We start from the raw sequence: 23,987 nt of genomic DNA on the forward strand, positions 1-23,987 counted from the left end.
CAATCAGGCACCGAGCGGTACGTGACGGAACCGGTGCGGCGGCCGGCCTGGCAGCTGCTTCCGCTCTCAGCGGGTGAAGACCTCGAAGGTGACGGCGGGACGGCCACCGAAACGCTCGGCGGCCGCCTCGGTGGTGCCGGTGAGGAACGTACGGCAGTACACCTCCGGGTCCTCGTCCGTCAGCACTTCGATGTAGGTGCGGTGGGCCAGCAGCGACTGGACGGAACGCTCGAACCCCGGTGCGGCGTCGACCGCGTGGGTGGGCCGGTCGGTGCCCGCCACGGCGACCCAGCGCACCCCGTCCCACGGCTCGAGACCCTGTTCCCCGAGCTCGGGGAAGATCCAGCGGTTTCCCGCGTCGCCCGCGGCGTCCAGGGTGGCCCGGCCGACCGCGCGGTGGTCCGGGGTGTTCCACGCGACGCCGCCCCAGGTGTCGCGGTGGTTGAGGGTGATGAGCAGTTCGGGCCGGTGGCGGCGGATCGCCGCGGCGATGTCGCGGCGCAGAGCCGTACCGTACTCGATGACACCGTCCTGGTGCCCGAGGAACTCCACGGCCGCCACACCTACGGCCGCGGCGCTCGCCCGCTGTTCCCGCTCCCGCAGCGGAGCGCATTCGTCGGGGGCGAGCGTGTCGATCCCGGCCTCGCCGCGGCTCACCAGGAGGTAGGTGATCTCGCGCCCCTCGTCGGTCCAGCCGGCCACGGCGGCGGCGCAGCCGTACTCCAGGTCGTCGGGGTGGGCGACCACCGCCAGCGCACGGTGCCAGTCCGCAGGCATGGGTTCCAGCTGCTGTGTCATGCCCGGCAGGCTATCCGGCGGATCGAGGCGGATGTGCGCATTCCGGAAGCGGGCGGGGCGAGGAGCTGCGTCGTACGGCCGGCCGGGCTCCTGGAACCGCACAGAGGTGTCACCGGCCCGGGGCGCCGGGCCGAGCAGGGCCCCGTCCGCCGCGGCGCCCGGCGTCCGGGCCGGACGCCGCACCGGACGCCCGGCTCGGACACGCTGGACCAGGATCCGCCTGCCGTGCACAGCCAGGCGGGCACCACGGTGAGACACGAAGACCTCCGATGCGGTGCGGTCCTGGGCAGCTCCACCGCATCGGAGGTCTTCGTTCTGGTCAGACCCGGCAACGGTCGACAGCGCTCGTGATCAACACGGCTAGCGGTCGCTCTCGTCCCGCACGAGGGCGAGCAGCCGGTCCAGCACGCGGGGGCCGCCCGCGCGCACGCCGTCGTGCTCGTACTCACTGGTCACCCAGGTCCGCAGGCCACGGATCGAGGACGCGGTACGCAGCGCGTGGCCGGTGTCCACGTACATGTCGTCGTGATAGACGGCGGCAGCCACCGGAACCTCGTTGGCCGCGAGCCGCCCGGCGTCGTAGAGGACGGGCCAGTCGGTGCGGGCGGCGAGCAGCTCCGCCGTCTCGCGCAGGGGACGCAGCGCGGGATCGACGTCGAAGTGCCAAGGATGGATGCTCTCACCCGTGAAGAGCACGGGGCGGTCGTCCGCCAGCGCGGCGGAGGCGTCGAACTGCGGAAACTCGGCACGCACGCGTTCGGCCGCCCAGCCGGTGGGCCGCATGCCCTGGCCGTAGATCGCCTCGTGCATCAGGGCGTACAGCGGGTGCCCGGCGAACGAGGTGGCGGTGCGCATGGCCTCCTGGAAGGCGTCGGACAGTTCGGCCCCGCGCGGCCCTTCGACGAACGCGTTCTCCAGAAGGTAGTGCAGCTGGTGACTGCCGTTGCCCGTGCCCAGCATGATGCCGAGCGACTGGAAGCCCTCAGGCGTCAACGTGTGCCCGGCACTGTCCGGGCGGTGCTCGGCGAGGTACGCGGCGATCGCGCGGGCACGCGCGACGTCCTGCGGATAGCGGGCGTAGTGCGCGGCGACCTTCCGCTCGACCCGCGGGTACCCGGCCCGGTAGATGTCGTCGGCATGCGCATCCAGTGAGGGCAGGCCGCCGGTGATCAGGACGGCCTCGAGCCCTTCCGGTGCGGCCGACAGGTAACGGACCGCACAGAAGCCGCCGAACGACTGCCCCAGGACGGTCCAGGGCGCGCCACCGGTGAGCCGGGAACGGATGAGCTCGCAGTCGCGGACGATGCTGTCGGCGCGGAAGTGGGCCAGGTAGTCGGCCTGCTCGTACGGGCCGCCGCGCGTCGGCAGGGTCTGCCGGTTGGCCGGGGTGGAAAGACCGGTGCCGCGCTGGTCCAGGAGCAGCACACGGAACTCACGCACCGCGCGCCCCAGCCATGCCTCCGTACCGACGAAGCGGCGGGCCCCGAAGCCGGGCCCGCCTTCGAGGTAGAGCAGCCACGGCAGCCTCTCGGCGGCCCTCTCGCTCGCCACGGCTTCACGGCCGAAGATCTCGATCGTCCCGCCGTCCGGATCGTCGTGGTCGAGGGGGACCGTGAACCGTCGGTCGGTGAGGACGATGCCGGGCTGGCGATAGCTGTTCAAGAGCACTCCTGTATCCGGTGTTTCCCGGACAGTCCAGCACATCACCGTGACCCGCTCGGTCGCGGCCCGTGTGCGCCCCTCCCCGGCGGTTCCTACCGTGCACTCATGATCTGCTCGGCCTGGTGGGCCCGCTCGGAGGACGTGCGGCCCCCGTCCGGGGAGACCGGCGCCCCGGGCGGTCCGCTCCGGCGCACGGACCACGGCGAAGCCCTATGAGGCGCCACGTCGGCCGGTGGGCCCGGACACGTGGGAGGTGGGTGCGAGGAGACGCGGTCCGACTCGCTCACGGATCCTCGGAAAGCCCTGCCGACTTCTCCATCTCCTACAATTAGCCCGCGTATGCAATTATTGACTACGCCGCTAACCATCGCACGCCAGCTTGATCCCGCACCACGAGAGGTACCACCATGCCAACGGTCCCCACCGTCACCCTCCACAACGGCGTCACGATTCCGCAGCTCGGCTTCGGTGTCTTCCAGGTACCCGACGACGAGACCACCGCCGCGGTCACCACCGCACTGGAGGCGGGCTACCGCTCCATCGACACCGCCGCCGTGTACGGCAACGAAGCAGGCGTGGGGCGGGCGCTGGCCGAGTCGGGCCTCGCCCGCGAGGAGCTGTTCGTCACGACGAAGCTCTGGAACGCGGACCAGGGCTACGCCTCCACGCTCGCCGCCTTCGACGCGAGCCTGACCGAGCTCGGCCTCGACCACGTGGACCTCTACCTCATCCACTGGCCCGCCCCGGCGCGTGACCTCTACGTCGACACCTGGCGCGCACTGGAGAAGCTGCTGGCCGACGGCCGGATCCGGGCCGCCGGTGTCTCCAACTTCCAGCCCGGGCACCTGCGCCGCCTGCGGGAGGAGAGTTCCCTCGTCCCGGCGGTCAACCAGATCGAGCTCCACCCCGGACTCCAGCAGAGCGAGCTGCGCGCCGTGCACGCGCGGCACGGTATCGCCACCGAGGCCTGGAGCCCGCTGGCGCAGGGCGCGCTGCTGGACGACGAATCACTGCTCTCCCTCGCCGGACACCATGGGAAGACTCCGGCGCAGGTGGTTCTGCGCTGGCACCTCCAGCTCGGCAATGTCGTGATCCCGAAATCGGTCACGCCCGCACGCATCCGGCAGAATATCGACGTCTTCGACTTCGAGCTCTCGGCTTCCGACATGGACGTGATCGCGGGTCTGGACCGCGGCATGCGCACGGGACCCGACCCCGACACCCTCGGCTGAACCGCCCCGCCGGCCCGTTCGCGGGCCTTCACGCATCGGACCCGGACAGACGCGAAGAGCGCCTGTCCGGGTCCGATGCGTGAAGGCGGTTCGCCGCCCGGCGGCCGCGCCGGTAGCTGCTGCCGTCCAGGGGCCGCTCCAGCAGGCCGGCGACCACGGGAGGGCTGCGCAGGGCCGAGCAGTCCTCGTGCACGGTGAGCAGCGCGTCGTTGACCTCGCGCTCCGTGTGGATACGGTCGCGCTCGAAAAGCGTGTGCGCGAGGTGCAGCAGCAACTGCTCGCGGCGGGCGGGTTTCCGGGGGACCGCCGTCAGGCGTCCACCCGAGAGGAGTGCGGCCACCCCGCACGGATCTCGGGCCTCCGTATCGGACATGGCGGCAGCCTCGCAGCAGCCGGCCTGACGGGCAACGCGTTTTCCGCGATCCGAGAACTTGTTGACGTTCGGGCTGACCGCCGTACGGTATGACCATTCATTCACCCAGCGACATGAGGCGGCCCCGCATGACCCTGTTCGATCTTCCTCTCGATGAACTGCGCGCCTACCGCAGCCGATCGGTGGAGCCCGCGGACTTCGACGCGTTCTGGTCGGCCACGCTCGAGGAGGCCGGAACCCGCGAACTGGACGCCCGCTTCGAACTGCGTGACGACCTCGGCCTCGTCACGGTCGACGTGTACGACGTGACGTTCACCGGCTTCGGTGGCCATCCCGTCAAGGGCTGGTTCGTGATACCGGCCGGAACCACCGAACCCCTGCCGGTGGTCGTGGAGTTCATCGGCTACGGCGGGGGGCGGAGCCTGCCCCACGCGCATCTGCTCTGGGCGTCGGCCGGCATGGCCCACTTCGTGATGGACACCCGGGGCCAGGGCAGCGTCTGGGCGCCGGGCGACACCGCCGACCCTGTGGGTTCAGGCCCCTCGGTGCCCGGATTCATGACCCGGGGCATCGAGGACCCTGCCACGTACTACTACCGCAGGGTGATCACGGACGCGGTACGCGCGGTGGAGGCGGCCCGCTCGCACCCGCTGGCCGACGCTGCCCGTACCGCCGCGATCGGCGCGAGCCAGGGCGGCGGCCTCGCCCTCGCGGTCGCCGGGCTGGTCCCCGACCTGGCGGCCGTCGCACCGGACGTGCCGTTCCTCTGCGACTTCCCCCGGGCGACCCGGGTGACCGACCGCAATCCGTACCGCGAGATCAGCGACTACCTCAAGACGCACCGCGGCAGAGCCGAACAGGCCGGCAGGACACTCGCCTACTTCGACGGGGTCCACTTCGCCGCCCGGGGGCGGGTGCCGGCCCTGTTCTCCGTGGCCATGGAGGACCTCACCTGCCCGCCCTCCACGGTGTTCGCCGCGTTCAACGCGTACGCGCACACCGACAAGCAGATCGAGGTGTACGACTTCAACGACCACGAGGGCGGCGGCCCGTTCCAGCATGCGGTTCAGCTCACGTGGCTCCCACGGCTGCTGAAGGCCTGACACCCACGCCTCGGACCTCTTGACCCGCCTCGTGCGCGGAGCCTAGGTTTCCTGGGGAGAAAGCGCTTGCTGTCCGGCAGGCGCCCGCATCTCCGCCTGAAGGGGTGTTCGTCACGACCAGCCATCCTTCGCCTCACGAACCGGTGCGGGTCGCGATCGTCGGCACGGGTGCGATCGCGCACGGCAGCCATCTGCCCGCGCTGACCGCACTCGCCGCCGGGCAGCAGCTGGAGATCGTCGCCGCGGTCGACGTCGACGCGGCGGCGGTCGAGGCGTTCTGCGCCGGTGCGGGGATCGCCCATCCGTACACCGACCTCGACCGGATGCTCGCCGAACAGCGCCCTCACCTGGTGACCCTCGCCACCCCGCCCCGGTTCCACCGCGATCAGACCGTGGCCGCGCTGCGCGCCGGGGCATGGGTGTGGTGCGAGAAGCCCCCCTGCCCGTCACTGGAGGACTTCGACGCCATCGAGGCGGAGGAAGGGCCTCGGCAGAACGGCCCGTACGCGGCGATCGTGTTCCAGCACCGCTTCGGATCGGGCTCCCGGCACGTCAGGAGGCTGCTCGCCGACCGATCCATGGGCCGGCCACTGGTGGCTCACTGTCAGACCACCTGGTACCGGGACGAGGCGTACTATTCCGCCCCCTGGCGCGGCAGTTGGAGCAGTGAGGGCGGTGGGCCCGCGATGGGCCACGGCATCCACCAGATGGACCTGCTGCTCGATCTGCTGGGGCCGTGGGCGGAGATCCGCGCGATGGCAGGGCGCCTGGTGCACGACGTGGAGACGGAGGACATCTCCACCGCGCTCATCCGCTTCGAGAACGGCGCGATGGCCACCGTCGTGAACAGCGTGCTCAGTCCGGACGAGGTCAGCCGGATCCGGATCGACTGCGAACGCGCGACGGTCGAGCTCACCCACCTGTACGGGCATCGCAATGCGGACTGGCGGATCACACCGGCGCCCGGAGTCACCTCCGAAGAGGCAGCCGCCTGGCGGGACTTCGGACCGGACGTGCCGAGTTCGCACGAGGCGCAGCTCAAGGGCCTGCTGGAGGACCTGCGCGCCGGACGCAGGCCGCGGAGCAGTGGCGTGGACGGCCGCAAGAGTCTCGAGCTGGTGACCGCTCTGTACAAGGCGGCCTTCACCGGGGGCACCGTACGCGCGGGTGAGATCGGACCCGGTGATCCGTACTACGGCGCGCTGCACGGCAACGCTTCCGGCTGGGCGCCCGAGCGGCCCGCAGAGGTCCCGGCGTGACCGTGCCGGTGGAACTCGTCCACCGGCACGGGACCATCTCTCCGTGACCGCGAGGTGAAGCGGGGCGGAACCCCTGCACTACGCGTGGCGGGACCCCAGGAGGCGGCTCCGGGCCGCCGTCACCGGGTACCGGCCGCCGACAGGGCCCGGGCCCGCGACCGGATCGCCGCGGCCGGCGGCCACCACCGGTAGCGGCACAGCCCCTCGGGACCATCGCTCCGGGAGCCCGCGCCACCCGTCGGGCCCGGGCCGGCCACGGCCGGAACGGCACCGAGCGGAGCAGGCCTCACCCCGCGCTCCCGGGTCCGCCCGCTCCTGGCCGGCCTCAGCCCTTTCCGGCCGGGGAGAGGACGAAGACCGGGATCTCCCGGTCCGTCTTGGTCTGGTAATCCGCGTAGTCGGGGAACGCCTCGACCGCGCGGTCCCACCAGAGGGCTTTCTCCTCCCCCGTGACCTCGCGGGCGACCATGTCCTGGCGGACGGTCCCGTCCCGCAGCTCCACATGGGGGTCGGCCTGCACGTTGTAGTACCAGACGGGGTGCTTGGGGGCACCGCCGAGGGAGGCGACCACGGCGTACTCACCGTCGTGCTCGACCCGCATGAGCGGAGTCTTGCGGAGCTTGCCGCTCTTGGCTCCGCGCGTCGTCAGAAGGATGACGGGCATGCCGCGCAGGGTGGTTCCCTGTGTCCCACCGGAGCTCTCGATGAGCTCGACCTGCTCACGGACCCACGTCGTCGGGCTCGGCTCGTAATCGCCCTCGATCGGCATGACACCTGTCCTCTCGTCGGAGTGCTGCTGCCGTGTGCCCATCATGGCTCCGGCGTGACCCGGGAGCATGCAGAGGCACCGGCGTACAGCCTGCCCATGGCAGCTCGTCTCATTCCATGGACCTCCGTGAGACGACTGGGCGGGGCTCCTCTCACAGAAACCGGACCCCTTAAGGTGCAAATGTTCATTTATTTCCGAAATATCCACTCGCCCCGTGCCAGGGCTCCCCGGGCACAGGCCGTACCGTGGGGGAAGCGGAGTAAGCCAAGCCTTACCCCGCTGCACTCTGCCCGTGCTCGTCCGCCCTAAGGAACAACACTCCATGACACGCCCCGTCCGCGTCGCCATCGTCGGAGCCGGTCCCGCCGGAATCTACGCAGCGGACGCGCTTCTCAAATCCGAGGCCGCCCAGGAGCCGGGCGTATCGATCGACCTGTTCGAGCGCATGCCCGCCCCCTTCGGCCTGATCCGGTACGGAGTAGCTCCGGACCACCCGCGGATCAAGGGCATCGTCAAGGCGCTGCACCAGGTCCTGGACAAGCCGCAGCTGCGGCTGTTCGGCAACGTCGACTACCCCAACGACATCGGCCTGGACGACCTGCGGTCCTTCTACGACGCCGTGATCTTCTCCACCGGCGCCGACGCCGACCGCGCCCTCGACATACCCGGGATCGAGCTGGAGGGTTCGTACGGCGCCGCCGAGTTCGTCGCCTGGTACGACGGGCACCCGGAGGTCCCGCGCACCTGGCCGCTGGAGGCCGAGAAGGTCGCCGTGCTCGGAGTCGGCAACGTGGCCCTGGACGTCGCGCGCATCCTCGCCAAGACGGCGGACGAGCTGCTCCCGACCGAGATCCCCGCGAACGTCTACGACGGACTCAAGGCGAACAAGGCGCTGGAGGTGCACGTCTTCGGCCGGCGGGGGCCGGCGCAGGCGAAGTTCAGCCCGATGGAGCTTCGCGAGCTGGACCACTCGCCGAACATCGAGGTCATCGTGAACCCCGAGGACATCGATTACGACGAGGGCTCGATCGCCACCCGCCGGGAGAACAAGCAGGCCAACATGGTCGCCTCCACGCTGGAGAACTGGGCGATCCGGGACGTGGGCGACCGTCCCCACAAGCTGTTCCTGCACTTCTTCGAGTCCCCGGTGGAGGTCCTCGGGGAGGACGGCCGCGTCGTCGCTCTGCGCACCGAACGCACGGAGCTGGACGGCACGGGCAACGTCAAGGGCACGGGCCGCCACACGGACTGGGACGTGCAGAGCGTCTACCGCGCGGTCGGCTACTACTCGGAGGAGCTCCCGAAGCTGCCCTTCGACGTCGTCTCCGGCACCGTCCCGCACGCGGCCGGGCGTGTTCTGACCGGTGACGAGCCGATGCCTTCGGTGTACGTCACGGGCTGGATCAAGCGGGGTCCGATCGGCCTGATCGGGCACACCAAGGGCGACGCCAACGAGACCGTGGCCTGCCTGCTGGAGGACCACGCCGCCGGACGGCTGGCCGCCCCCGCGCAGCCCGGGACCGACGCGGTCGTCGACTTCCTGGAGCAGCGCGGCGTCCGGTACACCACCAAGGAAGGCTGGCACCGCCTGGACGCCCACGAGCAGGCGCTCGGCGCCGAACAGGGCCGTGAGCGCATCAAGGTGGTCGAGCGCGCGGCCATGCTGGAGGCGTCCGGCGCCTGACGGCCGGCAGGACACCCGCGCCCCTGGGGCCCTTCACCGAAGGAAGCTCCGGGGGCGCTCCGTGGTTGCCGGGAGCGGGGCCGGCGGTCCAGCCTCAGCGCTGCTCCAGGACTCGCGCCTCCCCTGCTCCCGCCGGTTCCTCGGCAGGCAACGGAAACCAGGAGGCGCCTGTGCCCTCCGTGAGCGGAACGCGGATCCTCCGAAGCCGTAGACTCGCCGAATGGCCAAGTACTTCGATGTGCACCCCGAGAACCCCCAGCGCCGCACCATCACCAGCGTGGCCGAGAGCATCCGGTCCGGCGCCCTCGTCGCATATCCGACCGATTCCTGTTACGCCCTGGGATGCCAGCTGGGCAGCCGCGACGGGATCGACCGCATCCGGTCGATCCGGAACCTCGACGACCGCCACCACTTCACTCTGGTGTGCCAGAACTTCGCGCAGCTCGGCCAGTTCGTCCAGGTCGACAACGACGTCTTCCGCACCGTCAAGGCGGCTACACCCGGGAGTTACACCTTCATCCTTCCCGCGACCAGAGAAGTCCCGCGGCAGCTGCTGCACCCCAAGAAGAAGACCGTCGGCGTCCGCATCCCGGATCACACCGTCACTCAGGCGCTCCTGGCCGAACTCGGGGAGCCGTTGCTGTCCAGCACGCTGCTCCTGCCGGACGAGGAGGAGCCCCTGACGCAGGGCTGGGAGATCAAGGAACGCCTCGACCACGTCGTGGACGTCGTACTCGACTCGGGTGACTGCGGCACCGAGCCCACCACGGTCATCGACTTCTCCGGTGGCGATCTGGAGGTCGTACGCCGGGGGGCCGGCGACCTGTCCCGTTTCGAGTAGCCACCGCCCGTACGGTCACTCCGCGTTTCCGGCGCCCCCGCTGAGATGCGCGCACCCCCGGGTTCCTGCTTCGGTGGAGGGGTCGGCTCCGCCCAGCGCCAGGAGTGATCATGAGCGAGTCAGAAGACGTCCGGTCCCGTCTCCAGCGGATGCGCCTCCGGGCCGAGGATCTCGAGAAGGCCGCCGAGCAGGCCACCGACCCCGCGGAACGCCGGCGCCTCCTGGACGAGGCGCACCGGCTCGAATCCAGGAGCGTGCAGGTCAGTGGTATGGCGAGCGGTGACATCTACCCCATGGAGTAGGCCGGCCGGCTCCGGAGCTGTGTGCCGAGGCCCTACTTGCCCTCGCCGGGCCGGCATGCTAATACCTGAATTGAGGTGACATGCGGTGGATACGCGGAGGGCGGGGCACGGGCTCCCCTCCCCCGCTCCGCTCTCCGCCCGCGCTCCGCGAAGGGGAACCGGTGACGCACATGAAATGGCAGGAGTTCCTGGAGGCCGTCCAGGAGCGTGGCGCCTACCCGTCGGCGCTGGAAGCGGAGCGCGCGTCACGCGTGGTACTGGCACTGCTGGGGGCGCATCTGGTCGGCGAGGAGCGGAACGAACTGGCCGCACGGCTGCCGGAGACCTTCGCGCTCATCCTTCTGAACCCTCTGCAGGCCGCAGAACCTCTCAGCTCCGAACGCTTCGTGCGCGCGGTCTCCGCCTGGATCGAAGGGGCGAACGAGCAGACGGCCGCGTGGGACACCAGTGCGGTGCTCAGCGTGGTCTCCGACGCCGCGGGCGAGGAGTTGCTCCAGCGCCTTCTCCTGCAGCTGCCTCCGGGGTACGACTTCCTGTTCGGCCACCCCGAGAGCGGCTGACACTCAGCCGATCCCCGCGATCCGTGCGAGCCGCCGCATGGAGTCCACCAGCGCGTCCCGGTCGTACGTGCTCGTGGTGACCAGCACCTCGTCGGCACCGGTCTCCTTGATCAGTATGTCGACTCCGGCCTCCACCTCGTCCTCGGTTCCGGCCAGGTGCCCGCTCAGTCCGCTCTCGAACAGCCTTCGTTCCCTGTCTGTCATGACCAGCGCCTCGATCCGCTCGGCAGGTACCAGCGGCGGAAAGGACCCGTGGGTGCGCGCGTACGCCATGGACCAGGCTTCGGGGACCAGCAGGCGCCGCGCTTCCTCCGCGGTGCCGGCGATCGCGACGGTGCCCGCCACGATCACGTAGGGCTCCCGGCCCCATGCGGAGGGACGAAATGTGCTGCGGTAGACCTCGACCGCCCGTATCAGTTTCTCGCGGCCCCGGAGATCTCCCACGACGAGCGGCAGACCGGCCGCCGCCGCGATACCGGCACCCTCGCCGGTCGCCAGGACGTACGGAGGGATGCGCAGCCCCTCGGCGGGGCGGGCGTGGACCTGGGGGTGGGCGTGCTGGGTGCCGTCCAGCCATCCGAGGAGTTCGGCGAGCTGCCCGGCGAAGGCGTCGGCGTCCTCCTTGCCCCGGCCCAGGGCTCTGCGGATGCCGTCGGTGAAGCCGACCGAGCGCCCCAGGCCCATGTCGATCCTGCTGGGGAAGAGCGAGGCGAGCACACCGAACTGCTCGGCCACGACGAAGGGCTGATGGTTCGGGAGCATCACCCCGCCGGTCCCCACCCTGATGGTGGAGGTCGCGGCTGCGACGGCGGCAGCCAGCACGGTCGGCGCCGAACCGGCCACACCGGGCACGCTGTGGTGCTCGGAGACCCAGAAACGGTGGTAGCCGAGGGCCTCGGCCGTGCCGGCCAGCGCGACGGTCTCACGCAGCGCCTGCGGGCCGTCGTGCCCCTCGCGGACGCGGGAGCGGTCGAGGAAGGAGAAGCGGGTCGATGCGATGGAAGAGCTCACGCATGGTTCAACGCGAGGACCGCGCCGGGATTCCCCGCGCGCCGCGCGCTCAGCGCCCGGGGGTGGCCACGGCGATCTCGGCGGGCGTGTCACGAAGGCCCAGGCGCAGGTGTTCGACGTGGTAGAGGGCCTGATCCAGGAGCTCGGCGACGTGATGGTCGTACAGGGCGTAGACGATGGAGCGCCCCTGCCGCTCACCTGCGACCAGACCGAGGTTACGCAGCAGACGCAGCTGGTGGGAGCAGGCGGAAGGCTCCATCTCCACCGCTTCGGCGAGATCACCGACCGCACATGGGCCCTCCTGGAGGCGTGCCAGGATTCGCAGCCGGGAGGGTGTGGCCAGCGCCTGGAGGGTCGCGGCGACACCTGCCGCCCCCACGGCGTCCAGGCGCTCGCGGGTGCTGACGGTGGTCTGCTCGTCGCGTCCGTGACCCATGGCGTCCATTCTACGGATGACACATGAAGACCTGTTCATATATTCCTGTACGGTAAGCACGTCGCCGTTCCATCACCCGTGAGGGGTTGTTCCGCCATGCCCTCTGATGTACTCCCGCGCCCCTCGCGCACCGTGTCCGCCGGTGGCATCCCCCGGCGCCGCACACGCGTTCTCGCGCTGTCCGAGGCCCGCTGGGCGGGCGCGGCCCTGGTGCTGTTCCTGCTCGCGCTCCCGCTGGAGCTCGCCGGTGCACCGGTCTGGACATGGGGTCCCCTGTACGCCCTCGTCTACGCCGCGGGAGGCTGGGAACCGGCCCTGTCGGGGGTGCGGGAGCTTCGGGGGAAGGTCCTGGACGTGGACCTGCTGATGATCGTGGCGGCGCTCGGTGCGGCCTCGATCAGGCAGGTGATGGACGGTGCCCTGCTGATCGTCATCTTCGCGACCTCCGGCGCGCTGGAGGCGCTGGCCACCGCGCGCACCCGGGACGCGGTCCGCGGCCTCCTCGACCTGGCCCCGGCCACCGCTTCCCGTATCACCGCCGACGGTGGCGAGGAGAACGTCGCCACCGAGGGCCTGGTGGTCGGTGACGTCATCCGGATCCGGCCCGGTGAGCGTGTCGGCGCCGACGGGCGGGTCCTCGACGGTGCGAGCGAGATCGATCAGGCCACCATCACCGGCGAACCGCTGCCCGCGGCAAAGGGACCCGGGGACGAGGTCTTCGCCGGGACGCTGAACGGTACGGGCACACTGAGGGTGGTCGTCGAGCGGGACGCCTCCGAGTCGGTCATCGCCCGGATCGTCGCGATGACCGAGGAGGCCTCGCGGACCAAGGCCCCCACCCAGCTGTTCGTCGAGAAGGTCGAACAGCGCTACTCACTCGGCATGGTGGCCGCCACCCTGGCCGTCTTCCTCGTCCCCCTCGCTCTCGGCGGCGACGTGACGGGGAGCTTGTTGCGCGCCATGACGTTCATGATCGTGGCCTCTCCGTGCGCAGTGGTTCTGGCGACCATGCCGCCCCTGCTCTCCGCCATGGCCAACGCGGGGCGCCACGGCGTCCTCGTCAAGTCCGCCGTCGTCATGGAGCGCCTCGGACAGGCGGACGCTGTGGCACTGGACAAGACCGGCACCCTCACTGAGGGCGCCCCGCGGGTCACCGGTGTCCATCCCCTGGCCGGAGCAGGACTGACCGACGACACGCTGCTGGCCCTGGCCGCCGCCGCCGAGCACCCCAGCGAGCACCCACTGGCCCGCGCCGTCGTGACCGCCGCACAGGAACGAGAGCTGCTCCTGCCCCCGGCCACGGATTTCGCCTCGGCGCCGGGCACGGGGGTCACCGCCGCCGTCGACGGCCACCGGATCGCGGTCGGCGCCCCCGCCCGGCTCCTGCGTGGTATCGCCACCTCCGAGGGGGCCCGGGCGGCCCGCGCGGCGGCCGCCGGTCCGGAGGAGACGGGGCGCACCGCGGTGCTCGTCATGCGCGACGGCCTGCCGGTCGGAGTCATCAGGATCGCCGACCGCATGCGCCACGACGCCGCGGCGACCGTCGCCTCGCTGACCCGCCTGACCGGCCGCGCCCCCATGCTGCTGACCGGCGACAACCCGCGTGCCGCCGCCCACCTCGCCGCCGAGGCGGGCATCACCGACGTCCGGGCGGGGCTCCTCCCCCAGGACAAGGTGGCCGCCGTTCGCGAACAGGAGAGGGCCGGACGCAAGGTCCTGGTCGTGGGTGACGGCGTCAACGACGCACCCGCGCTGGCCGCCGCTCACATCGGGATCGCGATGGGGCGGGCAGGGTCCGATCTCGCGCTGGAGACCGCGGACGCCGTCATCATCCGCGACGAACTGGCCGCCGTGCCCACGGTGGTGGCCCTGTCCCGGGCGGCCCGCCGACTGGTCGTGCAGAACCTGGTCATCGCCGGCGTGTTCATCTCCGGTCTGGTGATCTGGGATCTCGCCGGTCATCTGCCGCTGCCGCTGGGCGTCCTCGGGCACGAGGGCTCGACGGTCGTCGTGGGCCTCAACGGCCTCCGGCTGCTGCGCGAATCGGCCTGGCGCCGCGCGGCCGGGCAGGGTGGGGGCACACCGCGGCCCGCCACCCGGGCCTCTGTGGTCACCGGCTGACCGCCTGCCGTCAAAGGCAGCAACAGCCGGTTCCGCCGCAGCCCGTGACCCGCAGCCCGCACACCCTCTGTCGACCGTCACGTTCTGCTTGCCGCTGAAAGCCCTTCATACAGGTCGTCGTGTCCCTGTCCGTCCAGGGGACCGCCGGACACGTCGTGGTGGCCGCCGTGCCGAAGCTCAGGACGGCCATGCACCTGGACACCGTCTTCACCTTCGCCGGCCGCGACGTCGCCCCCATCCGAGGATCATGGAGGCGGCCTACTCCTTCTCCCTCCGCACCGGGTGACGTGTCACCCGGTGCGGAGGCCGCCGACGAGGGGCCGCGTACGTTCACCGACGTCGTGGCCCGGAGCCTGGGACCGCCCGTCCCGCGGGTGGTCGAGACGGGCGGCGACGTGTACGACTCCGGACACCGGCAATGGGGAAGCGGCGACAACGCCGTCGCCCTGGTACCCGGTGTCGTCTTCACCTACGACCGCGGCGCCCGGGCCAACGAGCCGCTGCGCGGGGCGGGAGCCGAGGTGATCACGATCGTCGGTGTGGAGCTGGGTCGCGGCCGGGCGGCGGGCGCTGCACGGCCGGTCCGCTCATCCGCGCGCCGGTGGACTTCCGAGCCGGTGAGGCCGTGGCCGGACTGTGCGTACGGACCGGGCCGCGGACACGCCCCCTTCACGCCGCCGCCCAGCTCCTGCCCTCCGCCGTCCCGTGCTCCTCCCCTGCGCTCAGCAGGTCCGGAACACGTGCCCCTTCTCACCCGCGGGGAGCACATCGAGGTCCCGCAACACGAGGGAGACCCTGTCACCCCAGGTGGAGCAGCTCTCGTCGAAGCCCACCTCACCCTCGCCCTCGTACTCGATCGCGAAGACGCGGCCGTCGTACGCGTCGGCGTACGCATCGCATTCGTCGAACTGCGCGCATTCCTCCGTCACCGCGAAGTCGAAGCCGATCGCGGCGTGCCGGCCGAGCAGATCGGTGGTGTTCTTCTGCCCGATGGCGAGGCCGTCACTGTGCGCCCGCGCGGCCAATGTCTTGGCGAAGTCAGCGTTGTGCTCTTTCGTCAGCTTGCCCTGCGAGCGCTCGAAGGAGTCGAGGTTGTCCGGCTCCACCGCCTGGAAGCCGTCCTCGGCGCAGCCGTCGATCCAAGGCCCGACGATCTCCGCAAGCCGGGTGCGGCCGGCCGCCGTGGAGGTGTCCAGAAGTACCTCGTCCCAGCCCTCGTCGATGATCAGTTCCCCGTCGCCGTCACGCAGCAGCAGGCCGGGGTGGGTGTCCTGCCACCACTCCAGTGTGCCGGGCTGCGTCTGGAAGGCGTTGACGTAGCAGACGTTGTACAGGCCGGGAGCCGGTTCGTCCTCGCGGTCCCGGGAGACAGCCCGTACCCCCTCGGGCGGCGCGTAGCTACCGCCGATCTGGTAGTCGAACTCCGCACCCGGCGTCGGCAGGAGCACTTCGGCGGTGTTCTCCCGCTGCCCGGCCCCGGTGTCCCCGGACGTGCCGCCCTCACCGGAACAGCCTGCGAGTACGCCTGCCACCAGGACGCAGGCAAGGCTCCTCGCCGCTGCGGCCCTCACGCGCCTGCGGCCGAAGAACAGGGGAAGGGCACGGGTGGCCACACGCACTCCAGGTGTCTGGGATCCGGAAGAAGACCTACGTATCCTCCGTCACCCCTTTTGGGGCCGGTCCGCCGGGGCACGGTGCACCTGGTTCCGCCGGACGCGAGGTGTACGGAGAGCGAACCGCCACCGTCGGCGCGGAACGAGTGGTACCAGCCGTCGTCGGTGCCCGTCCGGTTCGTGGTGACGACCGTGGGGGCGTGAGCGGTGCCGGGCAGCATCGGCCCGGATGTTGCCCGGCGCCACGGCACCCGCCCGGCCCATGAAGTCTTTGCGGCTCACCGGGCGGACGGACGGTTGTCCTTGTTCGTGCTTCCTCCTTGTGACGGCTTGCGGGGAGCCGGGGGTGCGTGGAGGGCACGAGGGCCCTGTGGGACGGATGGTGTGGTCCGACCGCGCACAGGGCGCCGTGCCGCGCAGTGGAGTGACCGGACACCGCGCGGCCGGCCCAGGAGACCGGACGCGCGTAGTCCGGGGTTGCCGGGGAGTGTGAACCGGTGATGCCGGCAGTGCTGAGCGGTACCCGTCAGGCAGTCGATAGTTTCCGCACTCGTCGTGAGACACCTGGCTCCGGCAAGGAAGTCATGGAGAGCAATAGCCGCGGTTCAAACTGATCGGCCTGCCCCGGAAGGGGCATCACCCTCGGAAACTCCTGCTTCCGAACCGGAACCGGTGATCAGGACGGCCGCAGAACGCCGTCCGCCACGCGTTCCTGCTCCGATTCGGCGACCCTGGCAAGGAGTTCTTCCCGGCCGATGGCATCGGTGCGCGTCGAAGGCACCGTGCATGCGTAAGCACCTGCCACCGTGCCGAACAGGGCGCAGCGACGGGTGTTCTCGCCGTTCAGCAGGCCGAGGAGGAAACCGGAGGCGAAGGCGTCGCCGGCGCCGTTGGAGTCCACCACCGCAGCGGGCGGGGCGGCCGCTGGGACGTGCGTCAACTCGCCCTCGTGCAGCAGGTACGCGCCGTCGGCGCCCGCGGTCGCGACGACGGTGCGCGCCCTTCCCCGTCCGGTGATGTCGCGCATGGTCCGCTCGATGTCGGTCAGGGCGGTGGTGGACAGGAACACCACGTCCGCCTGGAGAGCGAACGCCTCGTGGTAGGTGTCGACGCCGTCCCAGTCGTGCAGGTCGGTGGAGATGGTCACCCCCGCCTCACGCAGCACCGGCAGCGTGGAGGCACACGGCTGTGTGATGACGACGTGGGCATGGCGGGAGACGGCGACGAGTTCGCGGACCGCCGACTCGTCGAAGCGGTCCGAGTCGTGCGCGCGTGAGGCGTCGTACAGGGACAGCCGGCGCCCGTCCGGGCCGACGAGGTTCACCGCGCGCTTCGTGCCGCCCGGCAGGAGAACCCCGGTGAACGGGACGCCCCGGTCACGGTGGAGGGTGCGGACCAGATCTCCCTCGTGGTCGTCACCGATCATGTCGAGGTGGTGGGTGCGCAGACCGAGGGCGTGCAGTCCGAGCGCGACGAAGTCCCCGCTCTGTCCCGCGCGGGTCTCGATGCCCGGCCGGATCATGTAACTGTCCGCGAAGGGGAGCGGCAGTTCGGGGACATGGACGACGGTGTCCACGCCCGCACCGCCCAGTACGAGAACGTCGGTCTGAGTGCGCATGAGGGTGTCGGAGCCTCTCGCTCGAGGGAGGCAGGCCGTGGTGTCCGGCCGGGTCGCCCCGGTCCGCCTGCGGCGCCCGGGGCGGAGGACGCTCCGTCCCGGGTGCCGGCCTGCGGTGTGTTCCGGGCCGCCGGCACCGCCGTCAGGGATTTCTGCAAATTCTTACAGGACCTTGCGCAAGGCCGGAATACTTCCGGCCGAAGTGGTGCCACCCGCCTCTCAGGAGGACGAGGGCGGCGGCAGCAGTCCCGCGGCTCTCCGCAGTGCCACGGCGTACCTGGTGAGTTCGGGCTCCCCGCCCCGGTCCGCCGGCATGGACGCCATCAGGGCGAGACGGTCGCGCCAGCTGTTGCCGGCGAGGAGCACGGCGACGGCGTTCATCCCCTCCACCGACTCGCCGCGGCTCTCGGCGCGGCCGAGGGCGCGGACACCGGCCAGTTCGGAGAGCAGGGCGGTACGGGAGACCAGCGTACGGCTGGTGACCCCGGGCAGCCGCTCCTCCGGGTAGAGAGCGCGGACCTGTTCGGTGGTCAGCTGGGCGAGCAGCACCTTGCCCGCCGGTGTGGCGTGCGCGGGGTGGGCGCGGCCGCACTCGAGAACGGCACGCACGGGATGCGGCGACTCCCTCCCGTCGGTGATGATCACCTGGTCGCCGATCAGGGCGGCAGTACTGATCGTCTCCCCTGTGGCGGTGGCCGCCTCGTCCAGCACCACCCGCAGACGGGTTTTCATCTCGGGTCCGTAACCTGCGGGGCGGCCCAGCGTGACCAGTTCGGGCCCTGCCGAGTAGCCACGGCCCGAGGTGTCCCGGGTGGCGAAGCCGCGCGACTCGAGGGTACTGAGCACACGGTGCGCGGTGGAACGGGCCACTCCCAGTTCCCTGGCGGCGCCGGTGACCGACAGGGTGTCATGGGTGAGGAAGAGCCGCATCAGGCGCAGCCCGGTGTCCAACGACTCGATGATGTAACTCTTCGGATCGGCCACGGGGTCCTCTCGGTCGTGTCACGGGGCCGCGTTCCCGGTACGGCGCCCGGCACCATGATTCCGGTCCGGTAGGGCGGTGGAGCAACTGCCGTCGACGGCCCGTCCGGCGCCGGTGGCGGACTTCGATCCCCGGTCGGCGCGTGAGCGCGCCGCATGAGAAATGGCGGGGGCGGGAAGAACCGGTGCACCAGGGCCCCTCGGCAGGCCCCGAGACGGAGGTCGTGATGCTGTCCCACAGACTTGATCGTGGTGTTCTGGTCCTCACTGTGCAGGAGGATCCGGGGATCGGCGGACGAGCCGAACTGGTGGCCGGGATAACGGCGTTCGTGCGCGTCTACCGGCCGGCTCCGGTGCTCGTGATCATCGATGACCGGGCAGCCACGCCGGCCACGGTCAGCGCGGTCCTGCGCGCCCACCGTCAATGCGAGGAACTGGGCGTACCGATGTCGGCCGCCACCCGCGACGCCGCCGTCCGGCGCCTCCTGGAAGCCAATGCCGTCTCCGGGAGGTCCCGGCTCGTCGTCCATCCCCACCTCGACAGCGCCGTCAGCGCCGCGGACGAGGCGGCGGCCTGAACCGGCGGGGCGGCAAAGCCGTTTCGCCCGTCGGTGCCGTGTGCCAGGCTTCACGCTCCGGGCCCGGTGACTGGGCCGCTCTCCGGCAGGTGTCGGCCGCGGTGTCCTCACCGGAGGCGGACACCCGCCCAGCCGGGCATCCACCGGTCGCGTCACACCGGCAGGTGCCGGGCCCGGGGAGCGGTGACGCCGGGAGACCGAAGTGTTCGGCGATGATCCGCGGCGTGTGCGCCCCCCTCGGTGTCGGAACCGGGATCGGCGTCGTACGCCGGGGCGTTCCGGCCGGTGACCCCGGCGTCGAGCAGTTCGATCGCCAACAGGCCTCAGTTTCACCATGATCCACGACCTCCTCCCCTGGTGGAAGACGACTGTGCGCATCCGCCGCACCGGAACGGACGGCCGGCACGGTGGGGGCCATGCAGCTCTGCCCGTTGTTCGCGCGCACAGGGTGGTACGGAGGTGAGGAACGCTGTTTCCACCGGATCAGGCCTCCTCCTCGGTCCGTGTAGCGGAACCCGCGGCTGGGTCACACCGGCTTCCAGACCGCCCCCCGTGCGAAGCAGGACACGCACCATGGGGCACCCGTGCCCAGCCGGGTGATTCGCCGCCGGCAAGGGCGGGATGACCCGTTTCGGCGAAGAGGGCGCACAGCGTGGACGGACTCATGCCCTTGCAGAAGGTGGCATACGTGCTCGGGGCGGACCGGATCACTTCGCCACCACTCCCATGGACAGCGGGAACGAGGTTCACCTCGTGACCGGGAAGAGCGTGAGCCGCCCCGCTGAGCACGCCGAGGACCTCACGCGGGGTCACGTCCACCGGGCCCGGTGGACGTGACCCCGCCCGCCGGCCGCTCCACCGACCGCGAGCACGTCCGGGGCGCCGGACCGTCCGCACGACGAGTCCGCCCCTGCGGCACGGCGGACAGCCCGCGCTGCACCTCGGCGGGACCCAGCGGACCGGCATCGGCGGCCGGCGGCGCAGCCGGGCGACGGCTCCGAACATTCTTCACCGTTACGGGAGGGGGTGGTTCAACGCGACATAAGGGCAGGCTAACCTAAGGCACATGAGAGCTGGTGAGAGCACTTCCCGTGCCGAGGACTCCCCTGTGCCACGCGCACACGGCAACGGTTTGTCCGCCCACGGGGTGACTGTGGCGTACGGCCGGGTCGACGTCGTACACGAGGCGGCCATCGTTCTGCGGCCCGCCGAGGTGACTGCCCTCGTCGGCCCCAACGGCAGCGGGAAGTCGACTCTGCTGCGCACACTGGCCCGGCTTCAGACCGCGCGCACCGGCTCGCTCACGGTCGGCGCAGGAACGGAGGGGGGCACGGACGGCTTCGCGCTCGGTGCCCGCGAATTCGCGCGTCGCGTCGCGCTCCTGACGCAGTCCCGGTCGACGCCGGGCGGACTCACCGTCCGGGACGTGGTCGACTTCGGCCGCTACCCTCACCGGGGCCGCTGGGGCCGTCCCGATCCGCGCGGCGCCGCCGCGGTGGACCGTGCGCTCGGTCTCACGGGTGTGGAGGACCTTGCCGGGCGGGGTGTCGAGCAGCTCTCCGGCGGGCAGCTCCAGCGCGTGTGGCTCGCGAGCTGTCTCGCTCAGGAGACAGGCGTCCTGCTCCTGGACGAACCGACCACCTACCTCGATCTGCGCTATCAGGTCGAACTCCTCGACCTGATCCGCGATCTCGCCGACACCCATGGCATCGCCGTGGGCGTCGTCCTCCACGACCTCGACCAGGCCGCGGCCGTCGCCGACCGCGTGGCCCTGCTGCGCGCGGGGCGCATCGTCGCCGACGGCGTACCCGAGGACGTCTTCACGCCGGACCTCCTGTCGGACGTCTACGGCATCCGCATCGACGTGGACACCGATCCCTCGACCGGCCGGCTGCGCACCCGTGCGATCGGCCGCCACCACTCCAGATCCGAAAGGCTCAGCACCTCCTCATGAGACGCCACCTCCTGGCCACGGCCACCGTCGCAGTCGCCGCCCTCTCACTGACCGCCTGCGGAACCACGGAGCCGTCATCCGATGGCGCAGCGGTTTCCGGCAAGTCCGCCGAGAAGATCACCCTCACCGACGCCAAGGGCACGAAGGTGACGCTCGACGGCCCTGCCACCAAGGTCGTCGCCACCGAGTGGAACGTGGTCGAGGACCTGGTCGCCCTCGGCGTCGACCCCGTGGGTGTCGCGGACGTGAAGGGTTACTCCGCGTGGAACACCGCGGCCCCGCTCACCGGCAGCCCCAAGGACATCGGCACCCGCGGCGAGCCGAGCATCGACACCGTCGCGGCCCTCGCGCCCGACCTCGTGGTCGCCACCAGCGACCTCTCACCGGCAGTGGTGAAGCAGCTCCGCAAGGTCGCCCCCGTCCTGGAGGTCAACGCCGCCGACGCCGCCGACCAGATCGGCACGATGACCAAGGGCCTCGACCTCATCGCGAAGGCCACCGGCAAGGAGGCCCGGGCGGGCACCGTCAAGAAGGAGTTCGAGGCAAGCCTCGCCGAGGGCAGGAAGGCCCTCGCGGACGCCGGTCTCGGCGGCGCCGAGATCGCCTCCGCCGACGGCTACGTCGCGTCGAACCAGGTCTCCGTCCGCGCTTTCACCAGCGGCTCCCTCCTCGGCGCCGTCAACGAGCAGCTCGGTCTGAAGAACGCCTGGACCGTGGAAGGCGACAAGAGTTACGGTCTCGCCACCACCGACGTCGAAGGGCTCACCGGCCTCGGCGACGTCCAGTTCTCGTACATCGCGAACGACGTCGACGTCGACCCGTTCACCGGGCCCCTCGCGAAGAACGCCGTGTGGAAGTCGCTGCCCTTCGTGAAGGACGGCAACGTGCACCGGCTGCCCGACGGTGTCTGGATGTTCGGCGGCCCCCGCTCCATGGAGGCGTACGCCGACTCCCTCGTCGACGCGCTGACGAAGTAGCACGCGGTGGCCGTCATCGAGAAGACCGCGGTCGGCCGGGACGACTCCGCCGCGGCCATGACGGGCGCGGTCGCCGTGACGGCCACGCTCGTGCTGCTGGTCATGGTCCTGGCCGCAGTCGACATCACCCAGGGCACCGCCGACGTGGGCGCCTCCGAGGTCTGGAACGCGCTCACCGGCAACGCGGCGGCGGGGGACTCCTCCGTCGTCATCGCGTCCCGGCTGCCGAGGATGGCCGCCGCCGTCCTCGTCGGGCTGGCCCTCGGCATGGCCGGCGCCGCCCTCCAGGCGGTCAGCCGCAACGTGCTCGCCTCACCGGACACCCTCGCCGTGAACGCCGGCTCCTACCTGGCACTCGGGGTGCTCGCCGCGACGGGCACCACCCTCCCCCTTCTCGCCTCGTCCGGCGCCGCCTTCGTCGGCGGACTCTCCGCCGCGGCGGTCGTACTCGGGGTGTCCGGGCTCGGTAAGGGCAGCGTCCGCCTGGTCCTCGCGGGCAGCGCCCTCATGCTGGGGCTCAACGCGGTGACCGAGGCGCTGTTGCTGCTGTTCCCCCAGCAGACCGAGGGCCTCTACCGGTGGAACCAGGGAAGCGTCGGGCAGAACGGCTTCGACGGCGTCAGCCAGATGGCCCCGGTCATCGCTGCCGGGCTTCTCGGGCTGCTGCTCGTCGCCCGGCGCATCGACGCCCTGGCCCTGGGCGACGACGCCGCCCGCGGACTGGGCGTCCCCGTCCGCGGGACCCGGGTCACCACGGTCGTGCTCGCCACCCTGCTCTCGGCGGCGGCGGTCACGATCGCCGGGCCCATCGGTTTCGTCGGCCTCTGCGCGCCCGCGCTCGTCCGGCCGTTGACCCGCCGGTTCCGGGGGCTGTCGCGCTCCCGGGTGAGCCTGCCCGTGGCAGGGCTCGTGGGCGCGGCGCTCGTTCTCGTCTCGGACGTGGTGCTGCGTGCGGTCGTGCCCGCCGACACCGCCGTGGAGGTGCCGACCGGAGTGGTCACGACCGTGGTCGGTGGCGTCTTCGTCGTCGTGATGGCGCTGCGCACCCGTGACACCGCCGCGGCGGAAGCACCGGACCGGCTGCGCATCCCGGGCCGGAAGGCCTTCCTCGCCACCGTGGTCGCGCTCGCCGTCGTACTCGTCGGCTTGCTGGTCGCGGCGGTACTCCTGGGCGACTCCAAGCTGCTGCTCGGCGACGTCGTGAACTGGGCGCAGGGCAGGGCGGGCAGGATCGTCACCTTCGTCCTCGACACCCGGGTGCCCCGGGTGTCGGCCGCGCTCCTCGCGGGGGGCGCGTTGGCCCTGTCAGGCACCCTGGTCCAGGCCGTGACCCGTAACCCCCTCGCGGAACCCGGTGTCCTGGGGGTCTCCGGAGGCGCCGGTCTCGGCGCCGTCCTGCTCGTCACCACCGCTCACGCCCCCGGTTCGTGGGCGGTCGCGGGAGCGGCGTTCGGCGGGGCGGCCGTCACCGCTTCACTGGTCTTCGGCCTGGCCGCGCGGGGCGGTTTCCGGCAGAACAGGCTGGTCCTGCTCGGGATCGGGATTTCTTCCGCCGCGTCGGCGCTGATCAGCCTGGTCATCGTCCTGAGCGACCCCTTCGACACGACGAAGGCCCTCACCTGGCTGTCCGGGTCGACGTACGGGCGCACCATGCCCGATTCGATGCCGGTGGCCGTCGCTCTCGCCATCGGCATCGTCCTGGCGGTGGTACGCCGTCGGGAACTGGACCTGGTGGCGCTCGACGAGGACACCCCGAGGCTCCTCGGTCTCGGTCTCCCCCGGGCCCGTCTCGGTTTCCTCGTCGTGGCCGTCCTGCTCGCCGCCACCGCGGTGGCGGCGGCCGGCACGATCGCCTTCGTGGGCCTGGTCGCTCCGCACGCGGCGCGCGCCCTCGTGGGCCGACGGCACGTACGGGTGGTACCGGTAGCACTCATGCTCGGAGCCGTGCTGGTCTGCCTCGCGGATCTGGCAGGGCGCACGGTGATCGCCCCGGCGCAGCTGGGCGCCGGTTTGATGACGGCCGTCATCGGCGCGCCGTACTTCGTCTACCTGCTGGTCCGCACGCGGCGCTGATACCCCCGGGGGCTGCCACCGGTCGGGAAACCGGTGGCCGCC

Annotated in this window: 20 protein-coding genes and 2 pseudogenes; 13 read left to right on the forward strand and 9 right to left on the reverse strand. The window is 71.2% G+C overall.

What is annotated here, in order from left to right; genetic code table 11:
- Positions 1-66: 66 nt before the first annotated feature.
- Positions 67-798: a PIG-L deacetylase family protein gene (locus ACF1FZ_RS11145; protein WP_391773089.1), complete on the reverse strand. Its 732-nt coding sequence runs from the start codon at positions 796-798 to the stop codon at positions 67-69.
- A 360-nt stretch (positions 799-1,158) separates the two neighbouring features.
- Positions 1,159-2,460, reverse strand: coding sequence for an alpha/beta fold hydrolase (locus ACF1FZ_RS11150; RefSeq protein ID WP_391773090.1), 1,302 nt, complete (start codon positions 2,458-2,460; stop codon positions 1,159-1,161).
- A 407-nt stretch (positions 2,461-2,867) separates the two neighbouring features.
- Here ACF1FZ_RS11150 and ACF1FZ_RS11155 point away from each other — a divergent pair, with 407 nt between their 5' ends.
- A complete protein-coding gene (locus ACF1FZ_RS11155; RefSeq protein ID WP_391773091.1) occupies positions 2,868-3,692 on the forward strand; it encodes an aldo/keto reductase in 825 nt (274 codons plus the stop codon).
- 100 nt (positions 3,693-3,792) lie between these two features.
- Here the strand turns inward: ACF1FZ_RS11155 and ACF1FZ_RS11160 are convergent.
- Positions 3,793-4,065: pseudogene (locus tag ACF1FZ_RS11160) on the reverse strand (DUF2087 domain-containing protein); the annotation flags it as partial.
- A gap of 128 nt (positions 4,066-4,193) precedes the next feature.
- Here ACF1FZ_RS11160 and ACF1FZ_RS11165 point away from each other — a divergent pair.
- Positions 4,194-5,168, forward strand: coding sequence for an acetylxylan esterase (locus ACF1FZ_RS11165; protein ID WP_391773092.1), 975 nt, complete (start codon positions 4,194-4,196; stop codon positions 5,166-5,168).
- A gap of 104 nt (positions 5,169-5,272) precedes the next feature.
- Positions 5,273-6,427 carry a Gfo/Idh/MocA family protein gene (locus ACF1FZ_RS11170; protein ID WP_391773093.1) on the forward strand — a complete coding sequence of 385 codons (1,155 nt, stop codon included), beginning with the start codon at positions 5,273-5,275 and terminating at the stop codon, positions 6,425-6,427.
- A 325-nt stretch (positions 6,428-6,752) separates the two neighbouring features.
- Here ACF1FZ_RS11170 and ACF1FZ_RS11175 read toward each other — a convergent pair whose 3' ends face one another.
- Entirely contained in the window at positions 6,753-7,196 is a 444-nt protein-coding gene (locus tag ACF1FZ_RS11175) for a nitroreductase family deazaflavin-dependent oxidoreductase (protein ID WP_391773258.1), read from the reverse strand.
- Positions 7,197-7,518: 322 nt separating this feature from the next.
- Here ACF1FZ_RS11175 and ACF1FZ_RS11180 point away from each other — a divergent pair, with 322 nt between their 5' ends.
- The 4 genes from ACF1FZ_RS11180 to ACF1FZ_RS11195 all read left to right on the forward strand — a co-directional run bounded on the left by ACF1FZ_RS11180 (position 7,519) and on the right by ACF1FZ_RS11195 (position 10,583).
- A complete protein-coding gene (locus tag ACF1FZ_RS11180; protein WP_391773094.1) occupies positions 7,519-8,880 on the forward strand; it encodes an FAD-dependent oxidoreductase in 1,362 nt (453 codons plus the stop codon).
- A gap of 220 nt (positions 8,881-9,100) precedes the next feature.
- Entirely contained in the window at positions 9,101-9,721 is a 621-nt protein-coding gene (locus ACF1FZ_RS11185) for an L-threonylcarbamoyladenylate synthase (RefSeq protein WP_391773095.1), read from the forward strand.
- Between the two features lie 110 nt (positions 9,722-9,831).
- On the forward strand, positions 9,832-10,023 hold the full coding sequence (locus ACF1FZ_RS11190; protein WP_391773096.1) for a DUF6381 family protein: 192 nt from the start codon (positions 9,832-9,834) through the stop codon (positions 10,021-10,023).
- Positions 10,024-10,193: 170 nt separating this feature from the next.
- Positions 10,194-10,583 carry a DUF2267 domain-containing protein gene (locus ACF1FZ_RS11195; RefSeq protein ID WP_391773259.1) on the forward strand — a complete coding sequence of 130 codons (390 nt, stop codon included), beginning with the start codon at positions 10,194-10,196 and terminating at the stop codon, positions 10,581-10,583.
- 3 nt (positions 10,584-10,586) lie between these two features.
- Here the strand turns inward: ACF1FZ_RS11195 and ACF1FZ_RS11200 are convergent, their stop codons facing one another.
- Positions 10,587-11,594 (reverse strand): MsnO8 family LLM class oxidoreductase, encoded by a 1,008-nt coding sequence (locus ACF1FZ_RS11200; protein ID WP_391773097.1) that lies wholly within the window; start codon positions 11,592-11,594, stop codon positions 10,587-10,589.
- A gap of 49 nt (positions 11,595-11,643) precedes the next feature.
- Positions 11,644-12,030 carry an ArsR/SmtB family transcription factor gene (locus ACF1FZ_RS11205; RefSeq protein ID WP_391773098.1) on the reverse strand — a complete coding sequence of 129 codons (387 nt, stop codon included), beginning with the start codon at positions 12,028-12,030 and terminating at the stop codon, positions 11,644-11,646.
- A 96-nt stretch (positions 12,031-12,126) separates the two neighbouring features.
- On the opposite strand from ACF1FZ_RS11205, the gene ACF1FZ_RS11210 reads away from it, so the two are divergent.
- Together ACF1FZ_RS11210 and ACF1FZ_RS11215 are read left to right on the forward strand one after the other, a co-directional pair.
- Positions 12,127-14,151, forward strand: a complete 2,025-nt coding sequence (locus ACF1FZ_RS11210) for a heavy metal translocating P-type ATPase (RefSeq protein WP_391773099.1) — start codon at positions 12,127-12,129, stop codon at positions 14,149-14,151.
- Between the two features lie 167 nt (positions 14,152-14,318).
- A pseudogene (locus ACF1FZ_RS11215) lies at positions 14,319-14,654 on the forward strand (arginine deiminase family protein); the annotation flags it as partial.
- Positions 14,655-14,873: 219 nt separating this feature from the next.
- Here ACF1FZ_RS11215 and ACF1FZ_RS11220 read toward each other — a convergent pair.
- The 3 genes from ACF1FZ_RS11220 to ACF1FZ_RS11230 form a co-directional block, all read right to left on the reverse strand.
- Positions 14,874-15,764 (reverse strand): endo alpha-1,4 polygalactosaminidase, encoded by an 891-nt coding sequence (locus ACF1FZ_RS11220; protein ID WP_391773100.1) that lies wholly within the window; start codon positions 15,762-15,764, stop codon positions 14,874-14,876.
- Positions 15,765-16,440: 676 nt separating this feature from the next.
- The gene (locus tag ACF1FZ_RS11225; protein WP_391773101.1) at positions 16,441-17,382 is read right to left on the reverse strand and encodes an adenosine kinase; all 942 of its coding nucleotides are present in this window, start codon (positions 17,380-17,382) and stop codon (positions 16,441-16,443) included.
- 219 nt (positions 17,383-17,601) lie between these two features.
- Entirely contained in the window at positions 17,602-18,366 is a 765-nt protein-coding gene (locus ACF1FZ_RS11230) for an IclR family transcriptional regulator (protein ID WP_391773102.1), read from the reverse strand.
- Between the two features lie 140 nt (positions 18,367-18,506).
- Here ACF1FZ_RS11230 and ACF1FZ_RS11235 point away from each other — a divergent pair, with 140 nt between their 5' ends.
- The 4 genes from ACF1FZ_RS11235 (at position 18,507) to ACF1FZ_RS11250 (ending at position 23,945) form a co-directional block, all read left to right on the forward strand.
- The gene (locus ACF1FZ_RS11235; protein WP_391773103.1) at positions 18,507-18,941 is read left to right on the forward strand and encodes a hypothetical protein; all 435 of its coding nucleotides are present in this window, start codon (positions 18,507-18,509) and stop codon (positions 18,939-18,941) included.
- Positions 18,942-20,007: 1,066 nt separating this feature from the next.
- Positions 20,008-20,895, forward strand: coding sequence for an ABC transporter ATP-binding protein (locus ACF1FZ_RS11240; RefSeq protein WP_391773104.1), 888 nt, complete (start codon positions 20,008-20,010; stop codon positions 20,893-20,895).
- Positions 20,892-21,872, forward strand: coding sequence for an ABC transporter substrate-binding protein (locus tag ACF1FZ_RS11245; protein ID WP_391773105.1), 981 nt, complete (start codon positions 20,892-20,894; stop codon positions 21,870-21,872). Before ACF1FZ_RS11240 ends, ACF1FZ_RS11245 begins: the two co-directional genes overlap by 4 nt.
- Before the next feature lie 6 nt (positions 21,873-21,878).
- Positions 21,879-23,945, forward strand: a complete 2,067-nt coding sequence (locus tag ACF1FZ_RS11250) for an iron ABC transporter permease (RefSeq protein WP_391773106.1) — start codon at positions 21,879-21,881, stop codon at positions 23,943-23,945.
- The last annotated feature ends 42 nt before the right edge of the window (positions 23,946-23,987 follow it).

Origin of the sequence: Streptomyces sp. NPDC014623 (assembly GCF_043088245.1) — a bacterium.
In the GTDB taxonomy this organism is placed as follows: domain Bacteria; phylum Actinomycetota; class Actinomycetes; order Streptomycetales; family Streptomycetaceae; genus Streptomyces.

Excerpts from the sequence above, each read along its gene's own strand:
- ACF1FZ_RS11195 (WP_391773259.1), top strand. The coding sequence starts at position 10,194 with ATGAAATGGCAGGAGTTCCTGGAGGCCGTCCAGGAGCGTGGCGCCTAC.
- ACF1FZ_RS11245 (WP_391773105.1), top strand. The coding sequence starts at position 20,892 with ATGAGACGCCACCTCCTGGCCACGGCCACCGTCGCAGTCGCCGCCCTC.
- ACF1FZ_RS11180 (WP_391773094.1), top strand. The coding sequence starts at position 7,519 with ATGACACGCCCCGTCCGCGTCGCCATCGTCGGAGCCGGTCCCGCCGGA.
- ACF1FZ_RS11145 (WP_391773089.1), bottom strand. The coding sequence starts at position 798 with ATGACACAGCAGCTGGAACCCATGCCTGCGGACTGGCACCGTGCGCTG.
- ACF1FZ_RS11240 (WP_391773104.1), top strand. The coding sequence starts at position 20,008 with ATGAGAGCTGGTGAGAGCACTTCCCGTGCCGAGGACTCCCCTGTGCCA.
- ACF1FZ_RS11175 (WP_391773258.1), bottom strand. The coding sequence starts at position 7,196 with ATGCCGATCGAGGGCGATTACGAGCCGAGCCCGACGACGTGGGTCCGT.
- ACF1FZ_RS11165 (WP_391773092.1), top strand. The coding sequence starts at position 4,194 with ATGACCCTGTTCGATCTTCCTCTCGATGAACTGCGCGCCTACCGCAGC.
- ACF1FZ_RS11155 (WP_391773091.1), top strand. The coding sequence starts at position 2,868 with ATGCCAACGGTCCCCACCGTCACCCTCCACAACGGCGTCACGATTCCG.
- ACF1FZ_RS11205 (WP_391773098.1), bottom strand. The coding sequence starts at position 12,030 with ATGGGTCACGGACGCGACGAGCAGACCACCGTCAGCACCCGCGAGCGC.
- ACF1FZ_RS11210 (WP_391773099.1), top strand. The coding sequence starts at position 12,127 with ATGCCCTCTGATGTACTCCCGCGCCCCTCGCGCACCGTGTCCGCCGGT.
- ACF1FZ_RS11190 (WP_391773096.1), top strand. The coding sequence starts at position 9,832 with ATGAGCGAGTCAGAAGACGTCCGGTCCCGTCTCCAGCGGATGCGCCTC.
- ACF1FZ_RS11185 (WP_391773095.1), top strand. The coding sequence starts at position 9,101 with ATGGCCAAGTACTTCGATGTGCACCCCGAGAACCCCCAGCGCCGCACC.
- ACF1FZ_RS11225 (WP_391773101.1), bottom strand. The coding sequence starts at position 17,382 with ATGCGCACTCAGACCGACGTTCTCGTACTGGGCGGTGCGGGCGTGGAC.